The sequence below is a fragment of the Spiroplasma endosymbiont of Lariophagus distinguendus genome (genome assembly GCF_023846195.1).
Taxonomy (GTDB): Bacteria; Bacillota_I; Bacilli_A; order Mycoplasmatales; family VBWQ01; genus Spiroplasma_E.
Window position 1 is genome coordinate 1 of record NZ_JALMUW010000023.1, and the last position, 15,973, is coordinate 15,973.

Below are 15,973 nucleotides of genomic sequence, written 5' to 3' on the forward strand. Positions count from 1 at the left end.
ACATTTTTAATTAATAACTTGTATTTTTTCTAAAATTTAATAAAATAACTAAGTGTAAACTAAATATTGGTTTTTTAACTCATTATTTTAATTTAAAAATAAATGAGTTTTTATTGTATTTAATAAATAAAAAACATAAAAAATACAATAGGTGTATTAGAAATACTATATTGCTTAAACCAATAAAATAGATTTCAAATGTCCATCTTAAGTATAGAGGAGATAAATATTATGGCATATAACAAACAATCTGATTTATCACATATTAATGGTGGTTTGCCTTCAACTTCATCAAATAATTCAAAAGATGAAGAAAGATTAAAAAAAGAGATTTATGGTCAATTGTTTAGAAGTGAAATTTTACATCAAATTTATGAACTATGCGAATCCTCTCAACAAGAAGATTATGAATCTGCTTTAAAAATATTATCTAAAAAATGCAAGATGAGTCAAGAAAATGCAAAAGATTTATTAGAAAAGATTACTAAAATATTACAATCATCAAGGTTAACAATTAATTTTGATTTTTCAAAAATATACGATATTAATAATAAATGACCAGAGGTTTTAAACTGTTTTGCTTATAAGGAAAAACCAAATGAAATTTCTAACTATAATGTAGGTCGAGCAAGTATAGAGGAAGTTGCATTTTATCTAAATCAATTATTTGATAATAGTAAGTATGAAAAATTTGGACGTTTTTCAACCCCTACTGGCGATCAAACAAAAAGAAGTGCTAATTTTCAGTGAACAAGTAGACCTTGCTATGCAGCATTAGATTTTTTGGAAAATCCTATGGGTGGAGCTCCTATGTATGGAAAATCTTTTATTATACTAAAAGATTATGTAAAACATAATTGTACATATAGTCCTTATGATACGTATTCACCACCTACGTTCAGTGGTGGGAAATTAAAAGATAAAATATCTACTTTTTTACACTTCCCAAGATTGATAAGATATTGTCAAAATGATTTATTTGGATATAATTGTTTAGAAAGTTTAATTAATAAAGCTAATGGAAAAAATTTTGTTCCTCATCGTAATTATGGTAAAAGTGAAGGAAATTATATAGAGGCTCATGTTTATTCTAGAATCTTATTTGCACGTGATATAAAACAAATTTGCTTATCAAAAGCGGAATTTGATAGTCATCCACCTAATAAACAAAAACAAATATTAGAAAAAATAAATGAAATAAACTCATGTTTAGGAACTTCATTTATTATATTCATAACTGAAGAAGAATACAAAATAAAACAAGAAGAAAGACATTTAGAAGATAAATTATCATTAAAACAAGAAAAAATAACAAAATTAAAAAGTGATATTGTCAAGTTAGAGAAAAAAAAGATAAATCCAATTTTAAATTTTGTTATTAAAGTTTTTAGTTTTGGATGTATTAATAAAAATAAAGAAATAAAAGAAATAATAAATGCTAAAAATATTGAAATTAAAAATTTGTTGTTAGAGATAAAAAATAATGAAACACCACATTCACCATTAATTTCAACGGAAACTATGCCATTATTACAAGATCAAAAAGTAACTGATGAAAAAAAATTTGATAAACAATCAGCAAATGGTGAAGAATTAAATAATCCCTTTTTAAACAGTTGTTCAAATTCACAACAAAATCTTCTTTAATAAAATATATATTGAACCATTTTAATAACTATACTGAAATGGGGTGGTTGGCCCTAATTACTGGACCACTTTCATACTTTTTTTCTAAATTTTAATTTGTAAAATTGGTGGTTTTAGAAATTTAGAATGTATTCTTTCATAATTATAAAACATAACATATTGATTTACATCATTTATAGCTTCATTGATTGTTAAATATTGGTTTGAACCTTTGGGTAATCATTCTTGAGATAAATGTGAGAATCAGTTTTCTGATAGAACATTACCGCCAATATCATAAGGTTGCTTTTTGCTTAAGATTATTTGTTTGTCAATAGTTCAGTTGGATATGTCTTGGCAATAAAATTCAGCAGCATTATCTGAATGTAAAATAACGCTTTTGATTTGTTTTAAAGAAAATTGTTGTGTTATTTTTTCAAGAGCAGGTTTTATTAAATCTTTATATGATTTATTAGAAGCAGTATTATAACTAACAACATTATTTGAATAAAAATCAATAATTACCAAAAGGTATAATCAGCCTTCTTTAGTATTGATTTGTTTAGTATCCATTGATCAAATTTGATTAGAAGAAGTTGTGATTTTATAATTTTTGTTGACTTTATCCATTGTAGGTATTCATTTATGTGCAGTCTTTTTATTTTTACTATTATTATTTTTAGTTTGTTTTAAACCTTGGATGTTGTGATCTTTCATAATTTTTCGCATTTGTTTTGTTGATAATTCTATATTTAAGTGAATGTTTTTTTCTTGTTTTAATCATTCTTTAAATGCTGAAAAAATTCGTAAATATCCATAAATTCTACCTTTTCTTGTAGAATGAAATTCAATTAAAAATTTGCATAATTTTTGATATTTATGGTTACAATGATCAAGGTGATTTATTTCTTTTTTAATAGGTTTTTGTTTGTTTTTTAAAAAGTAATATGTTGATCTGTTTAATTGAAGATATTGAGAAAGATGTCTAATCGAATATTGATTCTTGCAATGATCAATAATTTTAATTTTTTGATTAATATTTAATTTTCTAATAAATAATTCTATTTGTTTAATTTTATCCATTAATAAAAATCCTTTCATGTCAAAATTAGTGTTAATTATATAACACAATTGTTTTTCGAATACATTCAGGTTTTTTAAATTAATGGTCTAGTAAAAAGGGCTAAGTGCCTAAGTGCCAAGTGCCCCGTCACCAGCAAAATAATTAATATCAAGTTGGCTACCACTATAACTGTTAGTTGGATTATTAATAGTAGCAACTTTACGATGAAATATCATTTCTTGTTTAGTATTATTAACGTTAACTTTATCTTTGTCTGGTATCATAGCATCTTTTTTGTAAATTAATTCACCTTTATTATCAACAGTAAATAATGTTCGTGCTAATGTCTTACCATCACTTAATAAATAATCAGCATGATTAGTATCATAACTATAATATTTATTGTCTATTATTGATTGATTAGTAATTCAATCATTATTATTTAAATAACCATATTGATTATTAAATAATGATTTATTTTGATCTATTGGAATGACAGGTAGTATTTTCTTTTTACTAGCAATATTATTTTTTTGAACTACTATCATCATACTATTAAACATTGTATTACTTGCTATTGTTAATGTTGTTACTGTACTTAGAGTTAATAAAAACTGTTTCATTTACAATACCTTCTTTTACTTTTTACCATTTTTAAAATCATAATTAAATTTAATAATAAATAATTAATTTGAAAAAAACATATTTATTTAATTCATAATATTATTAAATGTTATATTATTTAATTTAATATCAGAATATGAAGTTGATCCTAAAAAAGTAGCTGTCATTATATGTCATTTTCAATAAATATTATTATCATCATGTCAAAGTTCTAAATAAATATCAATGGCAGTTCCTACACCTCCTGGGTAATTTGGATCATATGGTGGTCACGTACTAATATTAACTTGAAAAATTGAATTATCAATATCTTTTTGTTGATTAGTTTTTATATTTGTTGTTGTGACTTGAGAATTTAGAGATTTATAGTCTTCTTTACCACTTCCCGTTGAAACTTTTAAATATGAATTAGCATCAAAATTAAAAGTTGGATATTTATTAGTAAAAGTATTTCAATCGCTTGCATAGTCAGTTCATTTTACTATTGTATATGTATTAGAATAATCACTATAATTTGAACTAAATCAATTATATGAGTCATTTCATTTATAATTTAAGTTATTTTCTATATTTGATTTATCAAACTCAGTATAATAAACTTCAATTAAATTATTATCTTTATCAAAAATATAATTAATTGAATAATTTTTATCATTTACGTTCATTGGTGCACTATATATAAAATTAAAAATATTATTATTGCTACTAATTAAATTAATAATAGTATTAATTAAATTATCATTAATTTGCCCTTTTAAACTACTTTGTGTCATAAAATATTGACCTATTTTATTAGCAATAGTATTATCAATTAAATTATTTTTTGCTGCTTTTGCAATATAATATAAACCTAATGTTTCACTTAAACTATTGCTATGTTCAACTTTATCAGCACCTGCTTGTTGGGAAATATCAATATGTTTTTCAACGCCACCAAATTGAATATATTGTCAATCAGTATTATCACCACTAAAATATGTGTGAGAATATTCACTTTTACTATATGGATTATATTTATCTTTAACTGTGGTAATTTTTTTATGAGTAATCATTTCTTGTTTAGTAGCATCAACTTCGACTTTATCTTTTGGTGGTATTACAGCATCCTTTTTATAAACTAATTCACCTTTATTATCAACAGTAAATAATGTTCGTGCTGATGTCTTACCATCACTTAATAAATAATCAGCATGACTAGTATCATAACTATAATAGTTATTATCTATTTGATTAGTAATTCAATCACTACTACTTAAATAACCATATTGATTATTGAACACTGAAGATAAAGTATCATTTATTGATGATTTATTTGTTAATAGTTTATTAACGGTAGTGTTAGTAACATCAATAGTATTAATAATACTACTTGTTAAAGTTAATGTTGTTAATGTACTTAATGTTATTAGTAATTGTTTCATGTTACATTCTCCTTTCGTTTTAAGTTTACTAAAAATTATTTTATAAAATAGGCTTTTCTCCCTTTATGTACTATTTTTAAATTTTATCACATAAATGCTGAGAAAAGCCTATCTACGGACTTCTCCCCACATTTTTAAATCAAACATAGCATTACAATTTCAAAACTAGGTATCTTATTGAATTTATATGCAGCTTCTTTTGCATATAAATGAACATGATGTTTTGCAACTTTGATATGTGTTTTAAATGTTCTTCTTATATGTTTTCATACTGATTCAATTTGGTTGGTATTTACACCAGTTTTTGAAACATAGCTATCTTGATGATTGACTGTTTCATGCTTAGTGAAAACCGATTTAAAATCGCAATATCCTTTTCAAAAATCAGTATGTACATGACACTTTGAAGAAATGTGGTTTCTTGCAAACTGCAAAAGATTTTTACTTTTTGCATTTTTCAATACTTTCACAATTAATTTATTGGTTGTTTTTTCATAAATACCAACAATCAAGGTTTTATTCACCAAGGATCTTCCTTGTTTTTTAAAACCCATATGTGAAAGATACATTTCATCCATTTGCACTATGCCCTCAACAATAAATTGTGATTCTTGTTTGGCAATACAAGTTCTGATTTTATGACCCATTCTTCAAGCAGTTTTCAAAGTTACCCCCAATTCTTTTGCAACATCAGTTGATGGAATTCCATGTTTGGTGTTTATTCATCTAAAGATGAGATAAAACCAAGATTTCAAAGGTATTTGTGACTTGTAAAAAATGGTGCCATGAAGAATACTAAATGTTTGATGACATTTCAAACATCTTATTCTTCTTAAATCAGAAGTATTCAAATTTGTTCAATAACACCTGATACATTTATTTTCCTTCAAACTTACTATATATTTCAAACAATCTTGTTCTGTTTGAAAAGTATTGTTGAACTCATTCAATTTCATTGTTTCCTCCACAAGTACATGTGGGGAGAAGTCCGATAAAAAATATCTGACTAATCTATACTAAATATAACACTTTATTAATTTTATTTAAGAAGATTAATAAAATGCTTATTTTAAAAACTAAATTTAGTATGTAAGTACTTAATTTCATTGAGAAATACTTTTAATATAAAATGTATTAATTAAAGAAGGATGTCATATATCTGTACCATAACAGTCAATATGAATTATTATTCCATTAACACCCACATTATTTAAAAATTTTGTTAAATTATCTTTAAATATAGAATTTCAAAAATTTTTAAAAGTTCAATTATCACCAATTTCATGCTTCATATTACTATAATCAAATAAGTTTCCATTAATAAAATACTTATAAATTACATCTCAATTATTTTGATTATTAATTAAATAATATAAATCCTGATAATTAATATAAATATCACCTGTATAATCAACTGAAGCAAAAGGACCAGGACTAACATGAGTTTCAAAATTACTTGTATTACTTTTTTCGTAACTATAATGATTATAATTTAACTCAATAATATTATTATTATGATCAAAAATATAACTAATGACATAACTTGTATCATCATTTGAAAATGGCATATTTAACATAAAATTATAAACGTATTTATTATTAATAATTAAATCAATAATTTTAGTAATTAATTCATTATTAATTTTTCCTTTTAAACTACTTTGTGCTATAAAATATATTCCCAAATTAATAGCAACTGACTGACTAATCTTATTTTCAATTACTGCTTTAGCAATATAATATAAACCTGATGTTTCGCTTAAACTATTGCTATATTCAACTTTATCAGCACCTACTTGTTGTGAAATATCAATATGTTTTTCAATTCCACCAAATTGCAAATATTGTCAATCAGTATTATCACCACTAAAATCAGTAGATGAATACTGACTATTACTATAAGAACCTGTTTAGGATCTTTTTAATAAAATTGAAATAAAGGAAAGAACAACCATTTGTAAACTAGTATTTAATTTTCTTTCACAATTTTTTCATAATCTTCTGCATTTTTCTAATCATGCAAAACTTCGTTCTACAACTCATCTTTTTGGCAATAATACAAAAGAATGTAATTCATTACGTTTGATAACTTCAACATTTGCATTTATGATTGTTTTGATTTTAAAAGCAAATTTTTCACCAGTATAACCAGCATCTACTAGTATTTTTTGAACTTTAGATAAATTTTCTTTTTCATTTTCAATCATTATTATAGCACTGTTACGATCTGTTTTTTCTGCTGTGGTTATGTAAATTGCATGTGGTAAGCCTTGAGAATCAACAGCAATATGACGCTTTATTCCTGAAATTTTTTTACCAGCATCATAACCTTTATTTTTAGCAGTATCTGTGTTCTTAACACTTTGTGAATCAATTATACAAAAACTAGTTTGTTCTTTTCTACCATTATTGATACGAACTTTTCTAACTAATTTTTTTTAAAATTACTTGTCAAGTGCTAGGTTCTTTATCACTATTTTTACTTCAAATTTGAAAATAATAATATACAGTTTGTCATTTTGGAAAATTTTTTGGTAACATTCTTCATTGACATCCACTTTTTAATACATATAAAACTGCACAAAATACTTCATATAAATCTAAATTTCTTGGTTTTGTTTTCTTTTTGCTATTTTCTAAAATTGATCTTATGTTCTCAAATTGTTCTTTAGTAACATGACTTGGATAATTTTTATGCATATATACCCCTTATCTTAAAATATATAGTCATTTTACGTTATTTTATAAAAGATTCCAAACAGGTTCTAAGAATTGTAATTTGCTTTAACTGTAGTTATTTTTTTATGACTAATCATTTCTTGTTTAGTATTATTAACATCAACTTTATCTTTTGCTGGTATTATAGCATCTTTTTTATAAACTAATTCACCTTTATCATTAACAATAAATAATGTTCGTGCTGATGTCTTACCATCACTTAATAAATAATTGGCATGACTAGTATCATAACTATAATATTTATGATCTATTATTGATTGATTAGTTATTATATCACTATCATTTAAATAGCCATATTGATTATTAAATAATGAAGTTACAGAATCACTTATTGATGATTTATTTGCTAATAATTTATTAATGGTAGTATTAGTATCATCAATAGTATTAATAATACTATTACTTGCCAAAGTTAATGTTGTTAATGTACTTAAAATGATTAATAATTGTTTCATATTACTTTTTCCTTTTTTTAACTTACTAACTGGTAATTAAAATTAAAATTAAAATCAGGGAATGTTAAAGTAGCACGATCACTAATAGTTTTGCCAGCAAACCTTTCTGATAAATCAAGAGTATAAAGTGTATTATCTTTAGTTGGTTGTGTTTCGCTGTCAGTAAATACTAGTTTTACATTATTTAACTCTCAACCCGATTTTGTTGTTACTGCAACATCGGTTTCTAAAAAAATACTTTTTGTTTTAGTAATTAAATCTCAAAAATTATTTGCCTTACCACCTTTAATTTCTTTACTAATATCAACTGACATACCATTTGGTTTTGTGTCACCATCTAATAAATAATTCATAGTGAACTGTCCAGTAAATGCATTCTCAACTGGATGATAAGAATTGTTATTAATTGTATTTAATAAACTATCTTTATTAGTAATTCAATTACCTAATAAATTATCTTGTTCATAAAAATGTTGACCTTCTTGTAAAATATTTGCATCTTGACCATCTTTTAATCAAATACCTTTTAATGCAAAATCTTTTGGTGAAGGATAATTACCAGTAATATTATTTTTATTATGACCATGAACAATAGCTTTAGCACTTAAAGAACCATCTAATTTATAACTATTATCAGCAGCTTTTATTGTTATTTCAATATTTTTACCTAATTTATTATTAAAAATATTATAACCAACTTTTAAATTTGTTGATATTGTATAATCACTATCTTTAATATTAAGATCTGAATAATTTTTTTGGAAATAAGATTGACAAATCTTCTTTACACTCTCAATAATTTGACTATTAACAAATTTAACATCTTCTTCTGATAATTTACTATCGGCATTAATAAAATTACCATTTTTATCTTTTTGATTATCTAAAGTAATTTGAAAGTTTTTATTATCTTTATCATTATTATATTGTGTTTCAATTTCATTAGTTAATTCTTTCATAGTACTTAAATCAGCAATATCATTTTTAACATTTATAGTGCAATTATCTTTTTTTCCTGTAAAGTTTCAAGGATTATTATCTAAAGATGTAATTGAAAATTGAACAGGAACACTTTTAGTAAAGTTTTGTGGTTCTGAACCATTTTGAAATTCAATTTTGTAATAACTAGGTTTAATTTCTTTTTTGGGTACATTTAATGCTTTACTTAAAATTGTTTCAAATTGTTCTTGAATTGTTGGAATTAATCATTTATCTTTTATTGAATCAATAGTAGCATTTTCAGGATTAGTAATATTAATAATTTTATTAAGAAAGTTAACTGGTAAACTAGCAATATTAATTGCAACTTGATTTATAATATTAATATTAATTTCGATATTAACGTTAGTATTTTTAATACCAAAAATTGATGCTTGATCATTAGTTGTTAAATTTAAAACATAACTTTTAGACTCATTAAAATTCTTTGGCAAAGTAAAAGAAGTATTAGTTATCGGCTTTTTATCCTTACCAACAGTAAAGTTAACTGCTGGATTATAATTAGCATTTAAGAAAAAATTAATTGGTAATAAAGTTGAATTATCATTATCAACATCACTTTCAATTTTAGGATCAGTTTTTTGTAAATTATTATCAATACTACTTAAAACATTTGTAAAATCAATATTACCATTATCAGCAGCATTTTCAATAACATTAAAATTAACAATATTTGTTGATTTACCAAAATAAGCAATAGTAGAATCTAAACTAATAGGTCCAGAGTTACGATGATGTTTTTGATAATATTCATCTCATAATTTATTATTAGAATTCGGATTAAATTCAGAATTATTGAAAGCAGCAGTAGTATGTAAGAGTAATATCGTAGTAACTGTTGTAGAACCAAATGCTAATAAATACAACGAAAATAATAAGATTCTTTTCTTCTTATTTTTTTTAACATTAATTGTATATATTGAATTAGATCCTGTTTTTATCTTTTTATGTTTATCCTGATTAACCATATCTTTACTCGGGCTATTACTATTTATTTTATATTTCATTTTAACAATCCTTTCCTAGCATTATTTTTAAAATAATCTAAAGTGAAAAATATAGCTTAACGCTTTAACTTGCTATTTTTAACTAAAATATTAAAATAGGAAAAAATATTAAAATAGTTTAAACCTTAGTTTTAATAAAATAAAACTAAGGTTTAAAGTAAACCAATTAAATTTAGTTTTTATATTTTAATATTAATAATTTTAATAATTATATAAACTTTGCTATACACCTATTAAAATTATAAGGAAAGAAATACTCTGTCCTTAAAAATAATATTACACTTATTATAAAAAAAGACAATATTCTTTTTAAAAAAAGATTGAATATTTTTAATTAAAAAGAACACTAATAGTAAAATAATTTTCAAAATAATTTTTCTTAATTAAGATAAAAATTAAATTAAAAATTCAATGATTAAATTAAATATTCATTGAATTTTTAATTTATGATTAATTTTTTTTAATATTACATTCAACATGCATTGGTTGTAAATTTTCTAAACTATTATTATTTGGATCACCATCAATGTGATCAATATTTCAAGCAAATGCTGAAGTTGGTTGTTCACCTTGATAAGCACCTTTTATCATTGGCAAACAACACCACGGACAAGGAGCTTGCACATTCAATGTTCAAAATTCAGATAATCCTTTAAAATATTTCTCCATTTTTTGAATAGAATAGTTTCATATTTTTTCTTTGTCTTCTTTTTCTCACTTTTTACGACGTGCCACAATGAATTAACCCCTTTCGTATTAAATTATACTATAAGTTACAATATTTTTTTATATTTTTTTAAACTTAATATTACAATTTATTTTATTAACGTGCTAATAATCTATTATAAGCGGTTTGCATTTGTGGGTCAAAACTACGAGTATATAAACCGTTAAAATATCCTTCATGATGCTTACTTGGATCTAATGGATCAGGTAATTGGCCATTTTTTGGAATATATACATGCTTTCAAATTTCTGCTGAAAAATTAGTACTAACTTCATCCATGGCTGCTTGTAAAGGTGAGGTATAACCAAATTCACTACTTAAATCAACTTGTGTTTGTTTTTGCATTATATAATTAATAAATTTAAAAGCTAAATCTTTATGAGGAGAATCTTTACTAATTACCATATCATCATTTCAAACATTAGTCCCCATATATGGTCTAACAACAAGGTACTTACCATTATAAGAATCAGGATCATCAGCAATTGCAGATAATAAATCACCATTATACATCATTGCTACATCCCACTTATTTTCATTACTAATTTCATCAACAATATCATCATTTAATAATTTTGTATTTTTATTTTTGATAACTGGTTCTAACCAGTCGCTTGCATCTTTAATTTCAATTGGACTATGAGCATTAATATTATCACTAAATTCATTTCCTACTTGATTATATTGACCTGAACCGTTATTTTCTCCTCATTTATTTTTATAGTGTAAATCAGTAAGCGCAGTCATAAATAAGTTATGCATATCATCATTTAAAACGATACGTTTACCTAATTTTGCAGCATCTGTTAAAACACTTCATTGAACATTTGAACCATCAGCTTTAATACCAAGATCACTAAGATTATTTGTATTAGTAGTATTAATTACTAATACAACATCACCTCAAAAATAAGGAATACTATAACTATTTAAACCAAATTCATTTAAAATTCCATCACTATTTTCAACTCGATAATTATTCATTAATTCATATAAATCATGATTAATATCTTCTTTGGGATTAAAATCAATTCTACTATCATACTCAATATCACCTGCAGAATTTTTTGATGCAATTGGAAAAAGTCTATCTTCACTTGCTAATTTAGCCACCATATAATCACTAGGAACCATTACATCATAACTAGTAGTATACAATTTAGCATACAATGATTCATTATCATCAAAAGTTGAATATTTTATTTTAACTTGATATTTATTTTCAAATTCTTTTAAAATATTGGGATTCATATACTCGCCTCAATTAGCAATTGATAAATCATAAACATTAGTATAAATGTAGAAAGCACCCAAACTAATAAAACTTGATAATAAGATGATACTAATCATAATTAATTTTCACGGTCATAGTAAAAAACGATATTTCTCTCTTCTTGATTTTGAGCGTTCTTCTTTTAACTCTTTCTTTTTTTTAATCTTATTCTTTATATGTTCAATTCAAATTGATTCCATCTCAAGTTTTGCTTCAAGTTTAGAAATTTGATTAATAAGTTTCGGGTGATTTTTAATATAATCCTGAATTTTAATAATATCTTGCTCAGTTACAATTTCAAAATTACCATCACTATATAATGATTTACGTTTTCTACCTTTACTCTTAACCTTTTTATAGTTAAAACCATTTAATTGTAAATAATATTTAGTTAACAACTTCTCAGTTTTAATAATTTTTTTATCATGATAAATACCTTTATCAATTTTTTCATTACGTTGTTTAATTTGTTTTTTGCAAAGAACATAAGTATTTCAAGAAATAATAAGTACTGCAATTAATAAAATAATTATTGTTGAAAAAGCATTAATATAAGGCTTAATTCGTTTTAAAGAATAAATAAAAGTTGAAACGTTAGAAGTATTACCACCAGTAAAATAAGAAATTAAAAAATCATCAAAACTCATAGCAAACGCAATAGCTGCTCCAACAATAATTGCTGGTTTAATTGTTGGTAATACAATTTTGCGTAACGTATATCAAGGGGTCGCACCTAAATCTTGACTTGCTTCTAATTGTGACATATTTATTGATCTAATTTTTGGTAAAACAGTAATAATAACATAAGGAATATTAAAAGAAATATGAGCGAAAATTAATGTTCCAAGACCAAAACTAAAACCAAATGCCATAAATAATAACATTAAAGAAACAGCAGTAACAATATCAGCATTAACTAAAGGAATATTAGTAATCCCTAAAGTAATATTACGTGTTATTTTTTTTGTTTTACTTAAACCCAAAGCAGCAAACGTACCAATAATAACAGCAACAAAAGTAGAAATAAAAGCAACAATTAATGTTACACTAACCGATTCTCAAAGTTCACTTTGTTGAAATAAATCGTAATAAGGTTGCAATGATCAAGAATTTCAACTACGAACTGAATCGCCACCATTAAAAGAGAATATCATTAAAACTAAAATTGGAGTATAAAATAATAAAAAGATAATAGCTAAATAACTATTTTTAAAAAAAGATCTCATTAATTAATACCTCCTATTTTTTTACCAGTAGCTCAACTACCAATCGCTTTTAAAGTAAAAATAATAATTAAAACAATAATACCTAAAATAACAGAAATAGCAGCACCATAAGCAAAATTAGCACCACGATAAAAATATGATTCAATAATATTTGCAATTAAAATAGTTTTTCCTTCACCAATATATTTAACTACTACTAGTGAAGTCATAGCACTTAACATCATTAAAGTAAAACCAGAAACAATACCAGGCACTGAAAAACGAAAGGTAACTTTTCAAAATGTTTTCATCTTAGAAGCTCCTAAATCTTGACTTGCTTCTAATAAATTGCGATCTGTTTTTTCTAAAGAATTATAAATTGGTAAAATAACGAAAGGCATAAACATATAAACCATTGCTAAAATAATACCAATTGGAGTTCCTAATAAAACATTAGGACCTAAAATACTAAAAATAATTTGTAATCCAATTGTACGTAATAAAATGTTAATTCAAATTGGTAAAGTAACTAAAACTCAAATATTTTTTGAAGCAATTTTTGTTGACATAAAAGCCATAATATAAGCAATGGGATAACCAAAAATAACAGCAATTAAAGTGGCAACAAATGAATAACCAATTGAACGTAATAAAACCATAACATAACTATTTTCTTTAAAAAAATCATTAAAATTACTAAATGTAAAACGAAATATTCAAGCATTATTAGTTGCTTTAATAATTGAATATAAAATTACAATTAATAATGGCAATACAATTAAAATTACCATCACCAATAAATATGGATAAGCAAGCGTAACTCATGATTTAAAACCAAAATTTACTGATTTATCTTTGATTTTATTTTTAATAAAACTTATTTTTTGATTTGTTTTTTTTCAACATAACAATGCTTTTTTCTTTTTTACTCGTTTCATTTTCGATTTATTTTTTGCTACTTCTTGTAAAAAAACATTATTTTTTTTAAGTTTAAACCATTTTTTAAATCTATACTTTTTTTTATTTTGATTATCAATGATTTTTTCTGGATTTGAATTATTAACTAACATATCTTGTGATTTTAAAATTTGTGTTTTAATATTACGTTTAAACAAATTTTTCATTTTACTCTTCAATTTCCTTTCACATAACATGAATATCTTCAACATTTCATTTTAAACCAACACGGTTACCTACTTCAAAATTATCAGTAGTATGAACTATCCATTTGCGTTTATTAGCAATAATTTCAATTTCTCATAATAATCCTTTAAAAGCAATAGTTTTAATAGTTCCATCAAAAAAACCACTACCTGCATTAACTAAATCAATATCTTCTGGTCGAATAACAATATCAATATTACGTTCTTGTTCACCAAAACCAGTATCAGAGCATGCAAATTTTTTACCGTCAAAACGAACACAATAATCATTAACAAATACACCATTTTCAATAACATTCGAGCTACCAACAAACTGTGATGTTCATTTATTTTCAGGCTCATTGTAAATATCTTGTGGTGTCCCAATTTGTTGAATTTGACCTTGATTTAAAACAACTACCCGATCTGATATAATAAATGCTTCTTCTTGATCATGAGTAATAAAGATAAAAGTAATATTAATTTCTTCTTGAATTTTTTTTAATTCTACTTGCATTTGTTGACGTAATTTCAAATCCAAAGCAGCAAAAGGTTCATCTAATAATAAAATTTTAGGATTAAGAACTAATGCTCTAGCTACTGCTACTCTTTGTTTTTGACCACCAGATAAATCATTAACATCTTTATCTTCCATACCATTTAATTTAACCAAATCTAAAGCTTTTTTAACTTCTTTTTTGATTTTTTCACGATCAATTTTTCTTAACTTTAAACCATAAGCAATATTATCAAAAACATTTAAATGTGGAAATAAAGCATAATTTTGAAAAATAGTATTTATTTCTCTTTTATGAATTGGAATTTTAGTTAAATCCTTACCTTTAAACAATAATTGACCATTGTTTGGTTGTTCAAAACCAGCAATAATCCTTAATAATGTTGTTTTACCACAACCACTAGGACCAAGAATGGTAAGAAATTCACCTTCATGAATATTTAAACTAATTCCTTTTAAAACAACTTTACCATCATATTCTTTGGTAATATTACGTAATTCTAAAATATTTACACTCATAATTTCCTCCTTTAAATGGTTTAAAAAATTGGTGGATTTGAAACTCATAAAATAGTTGCAATTGAATTATTGGGATTTTCTAAATAATGTTTTTCATTACCTTTAATATAAAATGCTTCATTAGCTACTGCTTTTACTCTAGTTGCACCATAATGAACAAATACTGTGCCACTTAATACATATCCAAAGATCTGACCTTGAAATGGCGGAATTTTATTTGAATTACCAAATGGTTTTAAAGTTAAAATTACTGGTTCTAATGTTAATTTTTGAGCATTAGGAATAATTCATTTTATTTGATAATCTTCTTCGTCACTAACAGTAACATCTTGTGATTTAAAAACTATTTTTTCTTTAACTTCACCAGCAAAAAAGGTTGATAATGGACAATCAAAAATATCTAAAATACTTTTTAGTGTTTCAATACTAGGTGAAGAAACATCATGCTCTAACTGACTAATAAATCCCTTTGATAAATCACAACGTTTCCCTAACTCTTCCATAGTTAAATTGTGTTTCAATCTTAAAGTTTTTAACTTTCTTCCAATTTTCATATTGATTATTTTCTCCTTTTGTTTATTTATACTAAACTTTAAGTTAAATAATACAAATAAAATTATATAATATTTTTTTAAAAAAACAATTATTTATTTTAT

Annotated in this window: 14 protein-coding genes; 1 reads left to right on the forward strand and 13 read right to left on the reverse strand. The window is 24.1% G+C overall.

All coding sequences use genetic code 4. The features are described 5' to 3' along the window. The first annotated feature begins 231 nt into the window (after nucleotides 1-231). Nucleotides 232-1,647 (forward strand): DUF3626 domain-containing protein, encoded by a 1,416-nt coding sequence (locus M0D11_RS03015; protein WP_252319971.1) that lies wholly within the window; start codon nucleotides 232-234, stop codon nucleotides 1,645-1,647. An 84-nt stretch (nucleotides 1,648-1,731) separates the two neighbouring features. Here the strand turns inward: M0D11_RS03015 and M0D11_RS03020 are convergent, their stop codons facing one another. The 13 genes from M0D11_RS03020 to M0D11_RS07200 form a co-directional block, all read right to left on the reverse strand. Next, nucleotides 1,732-2,727: an IS3 family transposase gene (locus M0D11_RS03020; protein ID WP_252319878.1), complete on the reverse strand. Its 996-nt coding sequence runs from the start codon at nucleotides 2,725-2,727 to the stop codon at nucleotides 1,732-1,734. Between the two features lie 90 nt (nucleotides 2,728-2,817). Continuing rightward, nucleotides 2,818-3,312, reverse strand: a complete 495-nt coding sequence (locus M0D11_RS03025; RefSeq protein WP_252319973.1) for a hypothetical protein — start codon at nucleotides 3,310-3,312, stop codon at nucleotides 2,818-2,820. 87 nt (nucleotides 3,313-3,399) lie between these two features. Then, a complete protein-coding gene (locus M0D11_RS03030) occupies nucleotides 3,400-4,734 on the reverse strand; it encodes a hypothetical protein (protein WP_252319975.1) in 1,335 nt (444 codons plus the stop codon). Between the two features lie 134 nt (nucleotides 4,735-4,868). Continuing rightward, the gene (locus M0D11_RS03035) at nucleotides 4,869-5,489 is read right to left on the reverse strand and encodes an IS1595 family transposase (RefSeq protein WP_252318950.1); all 621 of its coding nucleotides are present in this window, start codon (nucleotides 5,487-5,489) and stop codon (nucleotides 4,869-4,871) included. 342 nt (nucleotides 5,490-5,831) lie between these two features. Further along, on the reverse strand, nucleotides 5,832-6,575 hold the full coding sequence (locus M0D11_RS03040; protein WP_252319977.1) for a hypothetical protein: 744 nt from the start codon (nucleotides 6,573-6,575) through the stop codon (nucleotides 5,832-5,834). A gap of 69 nt (nucleotides 6,576-6,644) precedes the next feature. Continuing rightward, a protein-coding gene (locus M0D11_RS03045; RefSeq protein WP_368862531.1) for an IS5 family transposase occupies nucleotides 6,645-7,434 on the reverse strand; the annotation gives its coding sequence in 2 pieces (ribosomal slippage) (nucleotides 6,645-7,167 and nucleotides 7,166-7,434; 792 coding nt in all). A gap of 65 nt (nucleotides 7,435-7,499) precedes the next feature. Further along, on the reverse strand, nucleotides 7,500-7,928 hold the full coding sequence (locus M0D11_RS03050; RefSeq protein WP_252319979.1) for a hypothetical protein: 429 nt from the start codon (nucleotides 7,926-7,928) through the stop codon (nucleotides 7,500-7,502). 17 nt (nucleotides 7,929-7,945) lie between these two features. Then, entirely contained in the window at nucleotides 7,946-9,934 is a 1,989-nt protein-coding gene (locus M0D11_RS03055; RefSeq protein ID WP_252319981.1) for a hypothetical protein, read from the reverse strand. A gap of 450 nt (nucleotides 9,935-10,384) precedes the next feature. Then, complete coding sequence (locus tag M0D11_RS03060) at nucleotides 10,385-10,669, reverse strand: HNH endonuclease signature motif containing protein (protein ID WP_252319983.1); 285 nt, start codon at nucleotides 10,667-10,669, stop codon at nucleotides 10,385-10,387. Nucleotides 10,670-10,757: 88 nt separating this feature from the next. Next, entirely contained in the window at nucleotides 10,758-13,160 is a 2,403-nt protein-coding gene (locus tag M0D11_RS07195) for an extracellular solute-binding protein (RefSeq protein WP_252319985.1), read from the reverse strand. Next, nucleotides 13,160-14,263: a spermidine/putrescine ABC transporter permease gene (gene potB / locus M0D11_RS03070; protein WP_252319987.1), complete on the reverse strand. Its 1,104-nt coding sequence runs from the start codon at nucleotides 14,261-14,263 to the stop codon at nucleotides 13,160-13,162. The genes M0D11_RS07195 and potB overlap by 1 nt, the downstream gene beginning before the upstream one ends. A gap of 1 nt (nucleotide 14,264) precedes the next feature. Beyond that, nucleotides 14,265-15,317 (reverse strand): spermidine/putrescine ABC transporter ATP-binding protein, encoded by a 1,053-nt coding sequence (potA, locus tag M0D11_RS03075; protein WP_252319989.1) that lies wholly within the window; start codon nucleotides 15,315-15,317, stop codon nucleotides 14,265-14,267. A 20-nt stretch (nucleotides 15,318-15,337) separates the two neighbouring features. After that, nucleotides 15,338-15,871 (reverse strand): helix-turn-helix domain-containing protein, encoded by a 534-nt coding sequence (locus M0D11_RS07200; protein ID WP_174481534.1) that lies wholly within the window; start codon nucleotides 15,869-15,871, stop codon nucleotides 15,338-15,340. Nucleotides 15,872-15,973 lie beyond the last annotated feature (102 nt).